This is a genomic window from Streptomyces sp. NPDC002476, from assembly GCF_042889785.1.
Lineage (GTDB): Bacteria > Actinomycetota > Actinomycetes > Streptomycetales > Streptomycetaceae > Streptomyces.
On sequence record NZ_JBIARH010000002.1, the window covers coordinates 345565 to 362861 of the forward strand.

Genomic DNA, 17297 nt, shown 5'->3' on the forward strand with positions numbered 1-17297 from the left:
CGGCGTGAGATGTCCTTACTTCTACCCAAAAGGGCGGAGCGAGAGTGAGCTAGGGTGCACTTCGGCGCGTGATGTTCGGTGGGGGCGGAGTGGAAGATCTGCGGTTCTCGGTGCTCGGCACCGTACGAGGCCGGCACGGGGAAACGACTCTGCGGCTGGGAAGCCCCCAGCAGCAGGCGACGATCGCCGCTCTGCTCCTGAAACCGGGCAGATCGTCCGGGGTGGCGGAACTGGTGGACGCGCTGTGGGGCGACTGTCCGCCACCCGCGGCCGCCACCACGGTCCGCACCTACGTATGGCAGTTACGGAAGATCCTCAGGACGGTGCCGGACGCACCGGAGGTCTTGGTGTCGCTCCCCGACGGATACCGGCTCCAGCTGCCCGAGACGGCGGTCGACGCCCGGCACGCGGAGGAGTTGGCCGGCCTGGCCGACCGCGCCCGGTCTGGTGGGAACCTCCGGCAGGCCCGCGATCTGCTGAACCAGGCCCTGGCTCTGTGGCAGGGAGTTCCCCTGGCCGGCCTGCCCGGTCCGTTCGCCGAGCGGCAGCGTCGGCGCCTGACCGATCTGCGGCTCACCTTGCTGGAGGAGCGGCTGGCCTTGGACCTCACCCTCGGCGACTCCTCGTGCTGCATCTCGGAGCTGACCACTCTGACGACCGAGCATCCCCTGCGCGAGAAGCCGTACGGGCTGCTGATGAGGGCGCTGTTCCAGGCCGCACGGTGCGCCGATGCTCTGGCCGTCTACCGCTCCGCCCGCCGCCTGCTGATCGAGGAGCTGGGGGTCGAGCCTGGTCCGGAGTTGAACGAACTGCACCAGCGCATCCTCGATGGTGACCCCGAACTACTGCCTGCCCCCTCATTAGCTGGGCGAGGCGCCCCCGTCCGCCCGGAGACCGCCGCGACCGGATGCGATGACGATCCGGCCCCCGACCAGCCGCCTCCGCGCCCCGCCCAGCTTCCCGCGGACACCGTCGACTTCACCGGACGCCACACCGAACTCGGCGCCCTGCTCGGCGTCCTGGGCGAAGACGGGAGATCCGCGCTCGCCGTCGCGGCGGTCGTCGGCATGGGCGGCGTCGGCAAGACGGCCCTGGCCGTCCACGCGGCCCATCGGGCCCGCGGACACTTCCCTGACGGGCAGTTGTACGCCGACCTGCGCGGCAGCGACACGGTCTGCTCCAGTCCGGAGACGATCCTGGCGGGATTCCTTGAGGCGCTCGGCGTTCCCGCCGCGACCGTCCCGGCCGACCTCGACACCAGATCGGCCCTCTTCCGCTCCCTGCTCGCCGACCGCCGCATGCTGATCGTCCTCGACGACGCGCGCGACAGCCGGCAACTGCGCCCCTTGCTCCCGGGGAGCGCGGGGTGCGCGGTGCTCGTGACCAGCAGGACCCGCCTTGCCGGGATCTCCTGCGTCCTCCAGCTTCAGCTGCCGGTCTTCCGTCCGTGGGAGGCGGTCGAGATGCTCGGGCGGGCCATCGGCGGTGACCGCGTCGACGCAGAACCCCGAGCAGCCCACGCCCTGGTGTCCGCCTGCGGGTTCCTCCCGCTGGCCGTACGGATCGCCGCCGCCCGGCTGGCCGCCCGACCCACCTGGACCCTGCACGCCCTGACCGGCCGACTCGCCGACGAGCAACGGCGCATCGACGAACTGCGGGTCGGCGACCTGGCCGTGGAAGCCGTCTTCGAACTCGCCCACAGCCAGCTTCGCGGCCTCCAGGCCGAGGCGTTCCGCCTGGTCGCGACAGTGGACGGAGCGGACATCACATCGGCTTCGGCAGCGGCTCTGCTGAGCATGACCGATCCCGAGGCGGCGGACCTGCTGGAGTCGCTGGTGGACGCGGCGATGCTTCAGTCACCGTCCATGGGCCGCTATCGCTATCACGACCTGCTGCGGTCCTTCGCCCGCCGCAAGGCCGCGGCCGAAGGACCGGCCCGAGCCGCCCAGGCCCGTTCGCGGCTGCTGCGTTTTCTCCTCGCCACCGCCCACGCAGCGTTCCGTCACGCCCTGCCCGGCGACGCGATCGGCGCCACGCTGGGCCTCGCGGGCGCCGCCGGTCTGGACTTCGACGACTACCCGAGCGCCCACCACTGGGCGGTGGGAGAGGCCGGCAACGCGGTGGCGCTCGCGGCTCAGGTGGCCCGGACGACCCTCGCGGCCGGGGGCGGCGAGCCGGACTCGGAGCGGACAGTGGCGCCCGGCGGGGGGCGGCGGGGCGACGTGAGAAACGCCATCGATCTGCTCATCGCACTCGGCCCGTTCGGCCCCGACCCCCGGGACGCCCGGCTGGCCGCCACCTTGAGGAGCCTGCTGGAGGCCGCGCGACACCAGGGCGACCGGCAGGCCGAAGGACGATGCCACTTTCTGCGCGGGAACGCCGCCGTCGCCGCCTCCCGGTTCACCGAGGCCGAACCGCACACCCGACAGGCCATCGGCGTGTGCCGAGAGACCGGTGACACCGCCATCCTGTGCCAAGCACTGAACGACCTGGGATTGCTCGCCCAGCACCTCGGCCGCCACGAAGAGGCGATCACGCACTTCGAGGAGGCCATCGCCGTAGCCCGGCAGCTCGGCCACCGCTCCGCAGAGGCCGCCACGACCATCAACGCCGCCCTGGTCCGGGTCCACGCCGGGCGTGTCGACGAGGCGCTGGCCATCTGCCGGGACCTGTCGGTCCGGCTCCAGGACGAGCGCGACCAGCGGGACGAGCAGGACGGGCAGGACGAGCGGGATGACGCCGGAACGGCGTACGCCCTCTGCGTCCTGGCGGAACTCGGCAGTCCGGAGGTGACACCGGGCTCGGCAGGGCGGGCCGGGGGAATCCGGCAGATGGCCGAAACGGTTCGGCGGAACCAGCAGTCCGACGTGGGAGCCGTCAAAGCCGCGCACGCCCTGGGTGCGGCACTCGCGACCCATAACCGGACCTCGGCCACGTCGGAGGTGATGGAGGAACTCGCGGAACGGTTCGCCGGGATTCCGGAACTGGCACGGGCCGCACAGGCCGCCGCGGCACTGATCGCCTCGCATGACGGGCGCAGCTGGCTGGACACGGTGGACAGACTGCGCAAGCCGACCAGCCGTACGTCCCGGCGCCCGGGGCCGGCGGCCCGCGCGCTGCTCGCCGAATTCGACTCCACCAGCGGACGGTTGACAGCGGCCCAGGCCCTCGCGGTCGCCCGGGAGGTGACAGCGCGACCGCTGGACCCGTACTCCCGCACATATGTGCTGGCCTCCGCCGCCACCCTCGCCCAGTGGGCCGACGACCTGAAGCTCGCCGACCGTCTGGTGGCGGACGGCATGGCCGGGCACCGCGGCCCGTCGGCCGACCCCGGCTACCGGAGCCTGCTGAGCGTCCACGCCGAGAGCCTGGCGATGCGCGGCCGCTACCAGGAACTGCTCGCGTCATGCCACAGCTGGGGCATCCTCACCGAACCGTCCGTGCGCGCCACGGCCCGCGGATCGGACCATGCTCATCTCGTGGCACAGGCCGTCATCGCCCTCGCCGAGACGGGACGCTTGGCCGAGGCCCGTCGACTGGCCGACTCCATGCCCGCCGGCAGTCCCCGAGAGTCCTGGGAATGGAACGAGTTCCTGTACGCGCGGGGGCGGTTGAGTCTCGCCGAGGGCGACCCGGCAGCCGCCCTGGACGACCTGCTGGAATGTGGCCGCCGACAGAGTGAACGGCAGGTTGTCAGCCCCATCGTCACCCCGTGGCGGTCGGCTGCCGCCGATTGCCAGCTGCTCCTCGGACGACCCCGTGCCGCCGTTGCCCTCGCCGCGCGGGAGCTGGAGACGGCCCGCCGCTGGGGCACCCCCCGTTGTACAGGGCGGGCCATGCGCGCCCTTGGTACGGCCAGGGGCGGCCGGGCCGGCCTGGCGGCCGTCGGGCAAGCCGTCGACCTTCTGAACGCCATGGACACCACTCCCGAACTCATCTGTGCCCTCATCGCCCACGGCTGGCTGCTCGACCAGGCCGGGCACCGCAACGCCGCCCGGCAGGCTCTGCGCGAGGCCGGTCGGCACGCCGATCTGATCGACACCGACCTTGACGTCATTCACAGGAGCCAGGGGCACCTGACGAGCGGTTCGGCCCGCAGCCGGTGATCCCGGGCCTCGCCGCCGTCCACCAGGCTGCCGTTCGGACAGTCGGCTCCTTCGCCCAGCCCGCCCCTTCGCCCAGCCCGCCCCTTCGCTCAGCGTTCATCATCGCGACGGAGGTGCGGCCGCCGACGACCAGGTGCTGTGCGGGCAGCAGGCGGCGCCGCCTCAGCCGGGCGTGGATGCCGGGCAGGGCGGTGCTGTCCGCGGTCGGGACGGTGGTGGCCACAGCCGTGATCACGTTGACGCCCCTCTCGTCGCAGGTCTCGGTGACGTGGGCGAGGTAGCCGGTCCAGCGCCGGTGGCCGCGGCGCACCCAGCGTGCCCGCAGGTCGTACGGCTACTCGATGCCCACGCGGGCGGGCGGGAGCCCGTCCTTCTCGGCCCGCGGGCGTGGCCGGCCGTGGGCATCGACGAGGAAGTTCTGCACCGTGATCTGGCGGAGTGCCTCCACAGCGGGGCCGAGCGCCGTCCGGGCGCCGCCGACACGGTCCAGCAGCCGGAAGGCATCGGCGCCGGCCTGCTTGAGGCGTGTGGCCCTCTGCGAACCCGCAGAGGGCCAGATCACGTCCGCCACAACAACAAAGCCGGTCAAAGCGACAAAGTGTCGCTTTGACCGGCTTCATTTGGTCGGTTGACCGTGGTGGTGTCCGAGGGGGGACTTGAACCCCCACGCCCGATAAAGGGCACTAGCACCTCAAGCTAGCGCGTCTGCCATTCCGCCACCCGGACCAGGTGGTCGGCCCCGGTTTCCCGCGGCGACATGGAAAACAATACCAGGGGTTCAGGGTGCCTCTCACCCACGTTTCCGGTGGTCAGTGCCGTGCGGCGGCTTCCTCGGACCCTTGCGTGCACCATCGCGCCGCCGACGCGACGCACCGCATCCACACGCATGCACACGGTGACATGTGCGGGGATGCGCCGGTCCCCGGAACGTCTGCCGAGCCTGCGGGCGAGTGCGGGATCGGCGGGTGTACGGCGGCTCATGCGGGAACTCCTTCGCGGGAGAGGGCGTTGTCAGTGCAGTCCGGCAAGATCGAGGAGCAGGGACTTCACTTCGGTGGCCCGGACGGGTCCGGTGAACGCGTGGGGGGTGGAGCACAGGATGAGCGGTCCTTCTTCGTCGCTCATGGGGAGGCGGCCGTGGCTGCCTCGAACAGGTGACGGTTTCAGGGGTACGACCGCCATGCGGTAGCGCATGCCGAGTTTCTTGCGGGCGACGGCGGTCGCGGCTCTGATCCGGACGTACGGGTCCTGGGGGTCGAGGAAGAGTTCGGCGGGGTCGTAGCCGGGTTTGCGATGGATCTCGACAAGTTGCGCGAAGTCGGGCGCGCGGGCGTCGTCGAGCCAGTAGTAGTAGTAGTACGTGAACCAGGCATCCGGGTCCGCGACGGCGACCAGTTCCCCGGAACGGGGATGGTCCAGGCCGTTGGCCTTCTTGTCCTCGTCTTCGAGGAGCCGCTCGACGCCCGGGAGGTCCTGGAGGGCTTCGCGGGTCGCCGCGAGGTCTTCGGGCCGGCGTACGTAGATGTGTGCGATCTGGTGATCGGCCACGGCGAAGGCGCGCGAGGCCATCGGATCCAGGTATTCCATGCCGTCCTGGGTGTGGACCTCCAGGAGTCCGGCGCGGCGGTGCGGGGAGTCTCGGCCGAGGTCATGGGAGTTCCTTGAGGCCGAGAGGCCGAGGTCGGACAGGAGGTCGCGGGCGAGGGTGAGTTCGGCGGCGCTGCCGTCGGCGAGCTGGACGCGGGATCGGGGGCGCAGGGCGGCCGGGAGCGCCTGCCAGGTGTAGGTCTCGACCTCCAGGTGGGCGGTGAGGGGGCGCGGGCCGCCGACCAGTCGGGTCAGTGCGGAGCGGAGCACGGGAAGGGTGGAGGTGAGAGGGGGCGTGGGCGGTGCGTGGAGGGGGATGTGGAAGTGGGCGCGCCATGGTGTGCGGTCCGGCAGGGCCGGGCCGGTGAGGGCTTCGTCGAGGTCGTCGGTGCCGTGCAGGGCTCCGGTGGCGGTGCGGGTGCGGGTCTGGTGGAGGAAGCGGGGTTCGGCAAAGGCTGCGAGCGCGGAGCGCACCTCGGCCGCGGTGCCCTGTTCGTAGAGCCGGGTGACGACGGGCAGGGCGGCGCGGGCCTCGACGAGCAGCAGGGCGCGTACGGAGTCGGCGTGCTCCGGTCCGCAGTTCCGGCCGGCGGCGGCGTACCGCAGCTCCCACGGGGGTGCGCCGTACGGTCCGACGGGCTGTTCGGCGTCCTCGTGGGCGGCGGCGTGCTCGGCCTCGGCGAGGGCCTCGTCGAGCCAGGCGCGCGCGGCCCCGCCGAGCCGGGACGGAGGGAACGGACGCGGCGGTGACGGCGGGCGGGGCACCCTCGCACCCGTCCGCCGTCCGCCTGCGGCATCGGCCACCGGACGTCGGCGTCGGGCCGGCGCACCTGATTCCGGCGCCTGTTGACCGAACGGCAGCCGTGCTACGCCGCGGGCAGTTCCTTCAACTGGATGTCGCGGAAGGACACATGGTCGTCGGCATCGTGGTTCTGGATGCCGATGTATCCGTTCTTCAGGCTCCGCGCCGGATCGGTGTTGGTGAAGTCGTTGATCTTCACTCCGTTCAGGAAGACCTGGAGGCGTTCGCCCAGGACCTTGATCTCGTAACTGTTCCACTGGCCGGGCGGGCGCAGAACGCGGTCGCGGGCCTTGGTGTTCGGCGCCTTGAGCGTGTAGACGGACCCCGTGGTGCGGTCGGGCGCGTCGGTGGCGTCGATCTGGATCTCGTAGCCGTTGTTCACCGCGGACCAGGGGTCGTCGGATTCCGGGAAACCGACGAAGATCCCGGAGTTGTCGTCGCCGCTCATCTTCCAGTCGAGCTTGAGCGAGTACGCCCCGAGTTCCTTGGCCCGACAGGTGAGCAGTCCCATGCCGCCCACGGAGCGCAGTTCGCCGTCGACGACGTCGAATCCGCCGGGTCCCGCCTGCTTCCAGCCGTCGAGCGTCGTGCCGTTGAAGATCGGCCGGTAGCCGGCGTCGGGCTTGCAGTCGGCCTTCACCTGGCCGGAGGCGTAGCGCAGTCCGCCGAGGAGGAGCCGGCGGAAGGCGGGCTCGGCGTAGGACTCCTTGGTGTGGCCGAGGCCGGTGTAGAACGACCGGCCGCCCTGGTAGGTCTGGCACCAGGTGATGGGGTGGTCGCCCTTCATGGTGCCGCCGGTGTAGGTGGTCTCGTCGAGCGTGGCGAGGATCCTGGCCCGACCGCGCGGGTTGGTGCGGTAGTTGTACCACTCGTCGGTGCGGTTCCACTCGTCGTCGAGATGGGCGGTGGCCGGGTGCTCGTGGTCCTCCACGCGGACGGTGGCGGGCTGGATCGCGGGGTGCGAGGAGACGTACGCGCCGACGAGTCCCCCGTAGAAGGGCCAGTCGTACTCGGTGTCCGCCGCCGCGTGGACGCCCATGTAGCCGCCGGTGGCCACATAGTTCTCGAACGCCTTCTGCTGGTCGGCGCCGAGCACGTCACCGGTGGTCGACAGGAAGACGACGGCGTCGTACCGGGCGAGGTTGGCGGTGGTGAACTGCCGTGCCTCCTCGGTCGCGTCGACGGTGATGCCGCTGTCCTCGCCGAGCTGCCTGAGCGCGGCGACGCCGTCGGGGATCGCGCCATGGCGGTAGCCGGCCGTCTTCGAGAAGACCAGGACCCGTTTGGCGTTCCTGTCCGGGGTGCGGTGGACGAGCTCGAAGTCGTCGACATCGTAGAGGGCTCCGGCGCCTCCCTTGAAGACGAGGAAGAGTTCGGTGGCCTTCCTGGGCACGTTGCGCAGGGGTACGTCGACGTCCTGGAACGTCTCCCAGCCGCCGGTCACCGGGACCGGGGTGGAGCCGAGGATCGTGCCGGTCGCCGAACCCGCCCTCACCTCCAGGAAGCCCCCGCTGCCGCCGGAGGGCACCGGGCGGCCACCGCACCCGCCGTGCGGGAGGACGGCCGTCGGCCCGCCACCCCGCCGTACGCGAGGACGTCCTCAGTCGCCGCCCCCGAACGCCGCGTCGAACGAGGCGGACGGCGGCTCGAAGTCGTACCGCCTGAGCGTGGCGAGCGCTTCCGGCGCCCCCACCAGCCGGTCCATCCCCGCGTCCTCCCACTCCACGGAGACCGGCCCGTCGTAGCCGATGGACCGGAGCATCCGGAACACGTCCTCCCACGGCACCTCGCCGTGCCCCGCGGAGACGAAGTCCCAGCCCCGCCTCGGATCGCCCCACGGGAGGTGCGAGCCGAGGCGCCCGTTGCGGCCGTCCAGCCGCCTGCGCGCCTCCTTGCAGTCCACGTGGTGGATCCGGTCCCGGAAGTCGTACAGGAATCCCACGGGGTCCAGGTCCTGCCAGACGAAGTGGCTCGGGTCGAAGTTCAGCCCGAACGCCGCCCGGTGGCCGACGGCCTCCAGCGCGCGGTGCGTGGTCCAGTAGTCGTACGCGATCTCGCCGGGGTGCACCTCGTGGGCGAACCGCACGCCCTCGGCGTCGAACACGTCCAGGACCGGGTTCCAGCGTTCCGCGAAGTCCTCGTACCCGCGCTCGATCATGTGCGGCGGAACCGGCGGGAACATCGCGACCAGGTGCCAGATGGACGAGCCGGTGAAGCCGACGACGGTGCGCACCCCGAAGGCGGCCGCGGCGCGGGCGGTGTCCTTCATCTCCTCGGCGGCCCGGCGGCGCACCCCCTCGGGTTCGCCGTCGCCCCAGACCCGGGCCGGCAGGATGCCCTGGTGGCGTTCGTCGATCGGGTGGTCGCAGACCGCCTGGCCGACGAGATGGTTGGAGACCGCCCAGCACTTGAGCCCGTAGCGGTCGAGCAGCGTGCGCCGCCCGTCCAGGTAGCCGGGGTCGCTCAGGGCCTTGTCGACCTCGAAGTGATCTCCCCAGCAGGCGAGTTCGAGACCGTCGTAGCCGAAGTCGCGGGCGAGCCGGCAGACCTCCTCCAGCGGCAGGTCGGCCCACTGACCGGTGAACAGGGTGAAGGGACGGGGCATGCGCGGGACCTCCTAGAGAACCACGGGGGTGTGTACGGAGTTCTTCTCGGCGCTCTCCTGAACCGCCGCGAGCACCCGCTGGATCTGGAGTCCGTCGGCGAACGACGGTGCGGGGGCGGTCCCTTCGGCGATCGTGCGCACCAGGTCGCGGGCCTGGTGGACGAAGGTGTGCTCGTATCCGAGGGTGTGGCCCGGCGGCCACCACGCCTCCAGGTAGGGATGCTCGGGCTCGGTCACGAGGATGCGCCGGAAGCCCGCCGTGGCGGCGGGTTCGGTGTGGTCGTGGAAGGACAGTTCGTTGAGGCGTTCCAGGTCGAAGGCGAGCGAGCCGCGCTCCCCGTTGATCTCCAGGCGCAGCGCGTTCTTCCGTCCGGCGGCCATCCGGGTCGCCTCGAAGGAGGCCAGCGCACCGGAGGCGAAACGGCCGGTGAACACGGTCGCGTCGTCGACGGTCACCGCCCCGTCCCTGCCGCCTCCCTCCCCGTGTCCGCCGCCGTCCCCGTGGCGGCCGTCGCCGTCCCGGTGCGCGTCGGTACCGACGGCCGCGGAGAGTCCGGCGGGCGGCCCGGCCGGCAGCGGCCGTCGCGTCACGAACGTCCTGCTGACCGCCGACACTCCGGTCAGCGGCTCACCCGCCAGGTGCTGCGCCAGATCGACGATGTGCGCGCCCAGGTCGCCGAGCGCCCCCGAACCCGCCCGCTCCCGTCGCAGCCGCCAGGTGAGCGGTGCTTCGGGGTCGACGAGCCAGTCCTGGAGGTAGGCGGCGCGGACGTGGCGCAGGGTGCCGATCCGGCCTTCGCCGATCAGCCCCCGGGCATGGCTGATCGCGGGCACCTTGCGGTAGTTGAAGCCCACCATGGCCACCTGGCCGCGGGCCGCCGCCCGTTCGGCCGCCTCGGTCATGGCCTCGGCCTCGGCGACCGTGTTGGCCAGCGGCTTCTCGCACAGTACGTGTTTGCCGGCCTCCAGCGCGGCGATCGCGATCTCGGCATGGCTGTCGCCGGGGGTGCAGATGTCGACGAGCTGTACGTCGTCCCGGGCGACGAGGGCCCGCCAGTCGGTCTCCGCCGCCGCCCAGCCGTGGCGGGCCGCCGCCGCGTCGACCGCCGCCCGGTCGCGTCCGCAGATCGCGGCGAGCACCGGTCTCATCGGCAGCTCGAAGACGTGACCGGCGGTGCGCCACCCCTGTGAGTGGGCGGCGCCCATGAACGCGTACCCGACCATGCCGATCCCGAGCGTGGGCGCGCTCGGCACCGGCCGGTGCGCCGGCGGCGCCTCGGCCTGCCGTGCCGTCTCTTCCCTGCGGGCCATCCGGGCTTCCTCCTCGTCGGTCGTTCGATGGGTGCGGCGGAAGGGGCGACAGGCGCCCTCCTCCGGGGCGGCGGGAGGGCCGGTGCCCTCCCCGGGGCCTCTCAGCTGAAGCCCGTGGGCAGGTACTGGTCGACGTTCTCCTTGGTGACCACCGCCGAGTAAAGGGTGAGACCGGTCGGGATCTCCAGCTCGGCCAGACCGCCGACGCCCTTGCCCTGGGCGAGGGCGCGGGCCAGGTCGATCGCGGAGGCGGCCATCGTCGGCGGGTAGAGGACAGTGGCCTTCAGCACACCGTCGTCGGCCTTGATGGTGTCCATCGCGGACCTGGACCCGGCGCCGCCGACCATCAGGAACTCGTCGCGGCCCGCCTGCTGGATGGCCCGCAGCGCTCCGACGCCCTGGTCGTCGTCGTGGTTCCACAGGGCGTCGATCCTCTTCTGCGCCTGGAGGAGCTGGGCCGTCTTCGCCTGACCCGACTCGACGGTGAACTCGGCCGCCTGACGGGCCACCAGCTCGATGTCGGGATAGTTCTTCAGCGCGTCGGCGAAGCCCTGGCTGCGCTGCTTGGTGAGTTCCAGGTTGTCGATGCCGGCCAGCTCGACGACCTTGGCGTCCGTCTTGTCCTTCAGCCGTTCGCCGATGTACGTACCGGCGTTGAGGCCCATGCCGTAGTTGTCGCCGCCGACCCAGCAGCGGTACGCCTGCGGGGAGGCGAAGATCCGGTCCAGGTTGACGACGGGGATGCCTGCCCGCATGGCCTCCAGGCCGGCCTGCGTGAGCGCCTTGCCGTCGGCGGGGAGGACGACCAGGACATCGACCTTCTTGTTGATGAGGGTCTTGACCTGGCCGATCTGGGCGGCGGTGTCGTTGGAGCCCTCGGTGGTCTCCAGCGTCACGTCGGAGTACTTCGCCGCCCGCGAGGCGGCGTTCTCGTTGATGGCGTTGAGCCAGCCGTGGTCGGCCTGCGGACCCGCGAAGCCGATCGTGACGTGCTTGCCGGGCTCGGTGTCGGCCGCGGCGCCACCGCTGCGCGCGGCGTCCGCGGCCTTGGGTTCGTTGCTGGTGCAGGCGGTGAGGAAGGCGCCCGCGGAGACGGCCGCGGTCCCGAACAGCAGTCCTCTGCGGCTGGTTTCTGGCATGGCTGTCCAACCCTTCATCCGGTGCGTTGCGTGTCGTACGGGGAGCGGGGCGGGGACGCGCATCGAGGGGCGTGCCCGTGCGGGTGGGTCAGGTCCAGTGCTGTGGCCGGAAAGGTCTACCGGGAAGCTCGCGGCGTCCGGTGCGGTGCATCGCAAGGCGGAGGATCGCCCTCGTACTGGACGTACTCGGGTGATGCGACAACGCGGCGAGGTGCCGTGCCGGGCGTCGCGAGCCGGTGAACCTTTCCGGTCGCAGCACTACCCGGGCGCGGAGGTGCGGCGCTGGACCAGGACGGCGGCGACGATGATCGCGCCCTTGGCGATCTGCTGGACGTCGCTCTGGAGGTTGTTGAGCGCGAAGATGTTGGTGATGGTGGTGAAGACGAGGACGCCGAGCACCGAGCCGACGATGGTGCCGCGCCCGCCGCTGAGCAGGGTGCCGCCGATGATGGCGGCGGCGATGGCGTCCAGCTCGTACAGGTTGCCGTTGGTGTTCTGTCCCGAGCCGGACAGGATGACGAGCATGAACGCGGCGATGCCGCAGCACAGCCCGGACAGCAGGTAGAGGAGGAGCCGCTGTCGCCGAACGTCGATGCCGGCCAGCCGGGCCGCCTCCGCGTTGCCGCCGATGGCGACCGTGCGGCGCCCGAAGGTGGTGCGGTTCAGCAGCAGCCGACCGACGACGGTGACCGCGGCGAACATGATGACCAGCGGCGGGACGCCGAGGACGTAGGAGTCGGGCAGCCCGAGGTCCAGCACGGACCCGACGGTGACGAGTTGTGTCTTCCCGTCGGTGATCTGGAGGGCGAGTCCGCGTGCCGAGGCGAGCATCGCGAGCGTCGCGATGAACGGCACCATCCGCCCGTACGCGATGAGCAGCCCGTTCACCAGCCCGGCGGCGAGCCCGACGACCACGGCGGTGAACAGGATCCCCGCGAAGCCGTACTCCTGGGTGGCGACCGTGGTCGCCCAGACGGAGGCGAGCGCGACCATGGCGCCGACCGAGAGGTCGATGCCGCCGCTGGTGATGACGAAGGTCATCCCCACGGTCACGACACCGATGACGGACGACTGGGTCAGGATCAGCTGGAGGTTGCCGATGTCGAGGAAGGCGTCGGGCTCGGTGAATCCGCCGACGGCGATCAGTGCGGCGAGGACGCCCAGGAGCGAGAGGGTGCGCACGTCCACGCGCGGTCCAGAGGCGCGCCGCGTCATGTCCCGCTTCGCGGATCCGGCGTCCGTAGCGTGCGCCCTGTCCGGCCCGCCGTGCCGTGCCGAGGAGACGGGCTGCTTCATGATGTCGGGCTCCCTTCCATCACCAGGTCGAGTACGCGATGCTCGTCCAGCTCCCCGGCGGGCGCCGTGTGCACGACGCGGCCCTCGCGGAGCACCAGCACCCGGTCGGCGAGGCCCAGCACTTCGGGCACCTCGCTGGAGACGAGCAGGACGGCGAGGCCCTCGTCGGCCAGCCGGCGGATCACCGCGTACAGCTCGGCGCGGGCTCCGACGTCGACACCGCGGGTCGGTTCGTCGAGCAGCAGGACGCGGCATCCGCGCAGCAGCCAGCGGGCCAGGACGGCCTTCTGCTGATTGCCTCCGGAGAGCGTGCGGACGGGGGCGTCGGGGTGGTCGGGGCGCAGGGAGAGTTCGCGGGTCGCGGCGCGGGCCGCCCGGCGTTCGGCCCCGCGGTCCAGCCAACCGCCCCGGGCGAAGCGGGACATGGAGGAGACGGAGACGTTGCGGGTGACGGACTCGAGCATCAGCAGGGCCTGCGCCTTGCGTTCCTCGGGGGCGAGTCCGACACCGGCGGCGACCGCCGCGCGGACGCTGCCGGGCCGGAGCCGTCGGCCCGCGACGGTGACCCGTCCGGCGGTCGGCCTGCGGGCCCCGTAGACGGTCTCCAGGATCTCGGAGCGTCCCGAGCCGACGAGTCCGGCCAGGCCGACGATCTCGCCCGGTCTCAACTCCAGGTCCAGCGGCTCGAATTCACCCTTCCTGGCCAGCCCTTCCGCCTTCAGCACGGGTTCGTCCGCCGCGTCGGCGCCGCGCGCGGGACGGGCCGGAAAGACGTGCTCGACGTCCCGGCCGGTCATCATGGCGACGATGTCGCGCGTCGGCGTGGACCGGACGGGCAGCCCTCCGGCGACGGCCCGTCCGCCCTTCAGCACGGTCACCCGGTCGCCGATCCGGCGGATCTCGTCCAGCCGGTGCGAGATATGGACGACGGCGACTCCTTCGGCGGTGAGGGCGGCGACGACGCGGAACAGGTTGTCGACCTCGTCCGGGTCGAGCGCGGCGGTCGGCTCGTCCATCACGATGAGCCGCACGTCGTGGGAGAGCGCCCGCGCCATGGAGACGATCTGCTGCTGGGCCGCCGACAGCCGGCCGACCTCGTGCGCCGGATCGATCTCGGGATGCCCCAGGCGCCCCAGCAGCGCGGCCGTGGCCGCACGCCCCCGGCGGGCGCGGACGAGGAAGCGCGCGGTGGTGGGCTCATGGCCGAGGAAGACGTTCTCGGCCACCGAGAGGCCCCGGACCAGGTCGAGTTCCTGGTAGATGGTGGCGATGCCCAGGCGCATCGCGGCGACGGGCGACTTGAGCTCGACCGGTTCGCCGCACCAGGTGATCGCGCCGTCGTCGGGCCGCTGGGCGCCGGCGAGCACCTTGATGAGGGTGGACTTCCCGGCGCCGTTCTGGCCGAGGAGGCAGTGGACCTCACCGGCCCGGACCTCCAGGTCCACACCGTCGAGGGCGCGGACTCCCGGGAACGACTTGGTGATGCCGGACATGGTGAGCAGGGGTGGTTCTGGTGCCATGACGAATCCCCTCGGCGAATGGGGTCTCCCCTGCTCCGGCGCAGCCGGGAGCCCGGGGAAGGCCGGTGAGCGAGCGGGGCGGTACCGGGGTGCGTGTGCGCGAGTTCGTGTACGTCCAAGGGCTGTACGTGTGCGCTGGTGCGGGGCCTACGGCTGTACGGTTCCGGCTTCGCCGGGGGCCGGGCTCACGGTGTACGGAGGCGGAGGCGGGTTGCGGAGGCGGTGGTGCCGATGTGCCTCCGGCCCGGGGTCAGGCCGGTGAGAACAAGTGGTCGCTGATGAGCCGGGCCGCGCCGATCACTCCGGCGGCGTGTCCCAACTCGCCCAGCACGATGGGGAGATTGCCGGTGGCCAGTGGCAGCGACTGGCGGTAGACCTGGGTCCGGACGCTGGCGAGCAGTGTGTGCCCGAGGCCGGTCACCCCGCCGCCGATCACCACCAGGCCGGGGTTGAAGAAGCTGACGAGTCCCGCGACGACCTGGCCGACCCGGTTGCCGCCCTCGCGGATCAGGCCGAGCGCGGTGGGGTCACCGGCGGCCGCGGCGGCCGCCACGTCGGCGGCGGTGAGTGCTCCGGCCGCCTCCAGTCGGCCGGCGAGTTCCGCCGAATGCCCGGCGCGTGCCGCCTCCTCGGCGTCACGGGCGAGCGCGGCGCCGCTGAAGTGGGCTTCCAGACAGCCCCGGTTGCCGCAGGCGCAGAGCCGTCCGTCGGGTTCGACCCGTATGTGTCCGATGTCCCCGGCGCTGCCGGTCGTGCCCCGGTGGACCTCGCCGCCGGCGACGATGCCGCAGCCGATTCCCGTACCGATCTTGACGCAGAGAAAGTCGCCGACGGAGCGCGCGACCCCCGCGTGCCTCTCCCCCAACGCCATCAGGTTCACGTCGTTGTCGACCATGACGGGGCAGCCCAGTTCCTGGCTGAGCGCCTCGCGGACGGGGAAGCCGTCCCAGCCGGGCATGATCGGCGGGGCGACCGGTACGCCTTCGGGGAAGCGCACCGGACCGGGCACGCCGATGCCCGCGCCGTCGAAGCCCTCGGCGAGCCCGGAGGCCCGGAGCCCGGCCGCCATCGCCAGGACCTGTTCGAAGACGGCGACAGGGCCCTCGCGCACGTCCATGGGATGGTTGAGGTGGCCCAGGACCTCCAACTCTGCGTTGGTGACGGCCACATCGACGGACGTGGCCCCGATGTCGACGCCAAGAAAACGCAGTCGCGGGTCGAGCCGGATGTTGTGGGAGCGGCGTCCGCCGCGGGACGCGGCGAGGCCGTCGGCCACGACGAGTCCGGTCCCGAGCAGCCGGTCGACCTCGACGGCGAGCTTGGAGCGGGAGAGTTCGACCCGGTCCCCCAGTTGCGCCCGCGAGTGGGGACCGCCGTCGCGCAACAGCCTGAGCAGCCGCGCCTGGTGCGCGTTCGCGGGTCGTGCCGTCATGCGTCTCACGCGCCCCTCCCCGCCGCATCGGCCGGTCCGTCCGGGCTTTCGAGGGGAACGTAGCAGCGGTCGCCGGGAGTGGGAAGAAGTCGTGCGGGAATCCGCACCGACTTTCTCCACACCGTGGACAAAGCAGCCGGTGCGAACGACGCCGTGTCCCGGCGCGGCGCCGTTCCGGCTTCGGCACGCCGTCGCGTCCCGGCGCCCGTCGGCGAGGCGGGCCCCGGGGTGCGACGCCACCGCCGCACGGGCGATGCCACGGGCATCAGGGGCAGCGGATCACCTGACCCGCGTACGAGAGGTTCCCGCCGAAGGCGAACAGCAGCACCGGGTCGCCGGTGTGCACCTCTCCGCGCTCCACCAGCTTGGACAGGGCCATCGGGACGGAGGCGGCCGACGTGTTGCCGGATTCCACGACGTCCCGGGCGATGACCGCGTTGACCGCGCCTATCCTCCTGGCGACGGGTTCGATGATCCTGAGATTCGCCTGGTGCAGCACCACCGCGGCCAGGTCCTCCGGCGCGACACCGGCCTTGTCGCACACCTTGCGGGCGATGGGCGGCAGTTGTGTGGTGGCCCAGCGGTACACCGACTGCCCTTCCTGCGCGAAGCGCGGGGGCGTGCCCTCGATCCGTACCGCGTTCCCCATCCGCGGCACCGAGCCCCACAGCACGGGGCCGATCCCGGGCCGGTCCCGACCGTCCGTTCCCGGGCGGTCCCGGTCCGCGACGACGACCGCGGCACCGGCTCCGTCGCCGACGAGCACGCAGGTGCTGCGGTCGGTCCAGTCCGCGACGTCCCCCATCTTGTCGGCACCGATCACCAGGACGCGCTCGGCCGCGCCGGCCCGGATGGTGTGATCGGCGGTGGCGAGGGCGTGGGTGAAGCCGGAACACACCACGTTGATGTCCATCACCGCGGGCGAGTCCATGCCGAGCCGGGCGGCGACCCGCGCCGACATGCTCGGTGAGCGGTCGATCGCGGTGGACGTGGCGACCAGGACCATGTCGATCTCGTCGGGCCGCAGCCCCGCCGAGGCGAGCGCCTTGGCGGCCGCGTGCGCGGCCAGTTCATCGACCGGTTCGTCGGGCCCTCCCACATGCCGGGTCCTGATGCCGACGCGGCTGGTGATCCACTCGTCGCTGGTATCGACCATGGCCGCCAGGTCCTCGTTGGTGAGCACCCTGGCGGGCTGATAGTGGCCGAGCGCCACGACACGTGAGCCGGTCATGTACAGGTTCCCCTCGCTACGTATGGCAGGAGCCATCCAGTCTTGGTCGCTACCGACCGGTACGGGGGCACGTGTTCCCACAGGAATGGCACGCGCTCGTTGGAGGTTCGATCACTGCCGCGTCCGCCGCCCGCGCCCGGACGCCTGAGCCGTGGCCCGCGAGGCCCGCAAGGCCCGCAGCCGGTGGTCCCGCAGGTCGGCGGGGCGGACGGCCACCGCCCTCCGCTCGCACGCCGCGTCGGCCGCGATGGCAGACTCCATGCGTCAG

The 17297-nt window shown here is 71.9% G+C and carries 12 protein-coding genes, 1 tRNA gene and 1 pseudogene; 1 reads left to right on the forward strand and 13 read right to left on the reverse strand.

What is annotated here, in order from left to right; all coding sequences use genetic code 11:
- Window positions 1-71: 71 nt before the first annotated feature.
- On the forward strand, window positions 72-4106 hold the full coding sequence (locus ACFYXM_RS03420; RefSeq protein WP_389286571.1) for a BTAD domain-containing putative transcriptional regulator: 4035 nt from the start codon (window positions 72-74) through the stop codon (window positions 4104-4106).
- Here ACFYXM_RS03420 and ACFYXM_RS03425 read toward each other — a convergent pair.
- From ACFYXM_RS03425 to ACFYXM_RS03485, 13 genes and pseudogenes are all read right to left on the reverse strand, one after another.
- Window positions 4054-4416: a hypothetical protein gene (locus ACFYXM_RS03425; protein WP_389286396.1), complete on the reverse strand. Its 363-nt coding sequence runs from the start codon at window positions 4414-4416 to the stop codon at window positions 4054-4056. The genes ACFYXM_RS03420 and ACFYXM_RS03425 overlap by 53 nt on opposite strands.
- A 24-nt stretch (window positions 4417-4440) precedes the next feature.
- Window positions 4441-4668: a hypothetical protein gene (locus ACFYXM_RS03430; protein ID WP_389286398.1), complete on the reverse strand. Its 228-nt coding sequence runs from the start codon at window positions 4666-4668 to the stop codon at window positions 4441-4443.
- A gap of 76 nt (window positions 4669-4744) precedes the next feature.
- Window positions 4745-4832: transfer RNA gene (locus ACFYXM_RS03435), tRNA-Leu, on the reverse strand.
- Between the two features lie 285 nt (window positions 4833-5117).
- On the reverse strand, window positions 5118-6458 hold the full coding sequence (locus tag ACFYXM_RS03440; RefSeq protein ID WP_389286400.1) for an alkaline phosphatase family protein: 1341 nt from the start codon (window positions 6456-6458) through the stop codon (window positions 5118-5120).
- Window positions 6459-6559: 101 nt separating this feature from the next.
- Window positions 6560-8023, reverse strand: a pseudogene (locus ACFYXM_RS03445) (ThuA domain-containing protein); the annotation flags it as partial.
- Between the two features lie 72 nt (window positions 8024-8095).
- Window positions 8096-9100, reverse strand: a complete 1005-nt coding sequence (locus ACFYXM_RS03450) for a sugar phosphate isomerase/epimerase family protein (RefSeq protein ID WP_389286402.1) — start codon at window positions 9098-9100, stop codon at window positions 8096-8098.
- A 12-nt stretch (window positions 9101-9112) separates the two neighbouring features.
- A complete protein-coding gene (locus tag ACFYXM_RS03455) occupies window positions 9113-10411 on the reverse strand; it encodes a Gfo/Idh/MocA family protein (protein WP_389286403.1) in 1299 nt (432 codons plus the stop codon).
- Window positions 10412-10512: 101 nt separating this feature from the next.
- Window positions 10513-11550, reverse strand: a complete 1038-nt coding sequence (locus ACFYXM_RS03460) for a substrate-binding domain-containing protein (RefSeq protein ID WP_389286405.1) — start codon at window positions 11548-11550, stop codon at window positions 10513-10515.
- Window positions 11551-11808: 258 nt separating this feature from the next.
- Window positions 11809-12846: an ABC transporter permease gene (locus ACFYXM_RS03465; protein ID WP_389286407.1), complete on the reverse strand. Its 1038-nt coding sequence runs from the start codon at window positions 12844-12846 to the stop codon at window positions 11809-11811.
- Window positions 12843-14366 carry a sugar ABC transporter ATP-binding protein gene (locus ACFYXM_RS03470; protein WP_389286409.1) on the reverse strand — a complete coding sequence of 508 codons (1524 nt, stop codon included), beginning with the start codon at window positions 14364-14366 and terminating at the stop codon, window positions 12843-12845. The genes ACFYXM_RS03465 and ACFYXM_RS03470 overlap by 4 nt, the downstream gene beginning before the upstream one ends.
- 250 nt (window positions 14367-14616) lie before the next feature.
- Complete coding sequence (locus ACFYXM_RS03475) at window positions 14617-15798, reverse strand: ROK family protein (RefSeq protein ID WP_389286410.1); 1182 nt, start codon at window positions 15796-15798, stop codon at window positions 14617-14619.
- Window positions 15799-16063: 265 nt separating this feature from the next.
- Window positions 16064-17029 (reverse strand): beta-ketoacyl-ACP synthase III, encoded by a 966-nt coding sequence (locus ACFYXM_RS03480; protein ID WP_389286412.1) that lies wholly within the window; start codon window positions 17027-17029, stop codon window positions 16064-16066.
- Window positions 17030-17140: 111 nt separating this feature from the next.
- Window positions 17141-17290, reverse strand: a complete 150-nt coding sequence (locus ACFYXM_RS03485) for a hypothetical protein (protein ID WP_389286413.1) — start codon at window positions 17288-17290, stop codon at window positions 17141-17143.
- Between the last annotated feature and the right edge of the window lie 7 nt (window positions 17291-17297).

What these genes read in the sequence shown, in the direction of transcription:
- ACFYXM_RS03420 (WP_389286571.1), top strand. Translation starts at nt 72, where the DNA reads ATGTTCGGTGGGGGCGGAGTGGAAGATCTGCGGTTCTCGGTGCTCGGC.
- ACFYXM_RS03450 (WP_389286402.1), bottom strand. Translation starts at nt 9,100, where the DNA reads ATGCCCCGTCCCTTCACCCTGTTCACCGGTCAGTGGGCCGACCTGCCG.
- ACFYXM_RS03455 (WP_389286403.1), bottom strand. Translation starts at nt 10,411, where the DNA reads ATGGCCCGCAGGGAAGAGACGGCACGGCAGGCCGAGGCGCCGCCGGCG.
- ACFYXM_RS03460 (WP_389286405.1), bottom strand. Translation starts at nt 11,550, where the DNA reads ATGCCAGAAACCAGCCGCAGAGGACTGCTGTTCGGGACCGCGGCCGTC.
- ACFYXM_RS03465 (WP_389286407.1), bottom strand. Translation starts at nt 12,846, where the DNA reads ATGAAGCAGCCCGTCTCCTCGGCACGGCACGGCGGGCCGGACAGGGCG.
- ACFYXM_RS03470 (WP_389286409.1), bottom strand. Translation starts at nt 14,366, where the DNA reads ATGGCACCAGAACCACCCCTGCTCACCATGTCCGGCATCACCAAGTCG.
- ACFYXM_RS03475 (WP_389286410.1), bottom strand. Translation starts at nt 15,798, where the DNA reads ATGACGGCACGACCCGCGAACGCGCACCAGGCGCGGCTGCTCAGGCTG.
- ACFYXM_RS03480 (WP_389286412.1), bottom strand. Translation starts at nt 17,029, where the DNA reads ATGACCGGCTCACGTGTCGTGGCGCTCGGCCACTATCAGCCCGCCAGG.
- ACFYXM_RS03485 (WP_389286413.1), bottom strand. Translation starts at nt 17,290, where the DNA reads ATGGAGTCTGCCATCGCGGCCGACGCGGCGTGCGAGCGGAGGGCGGTG.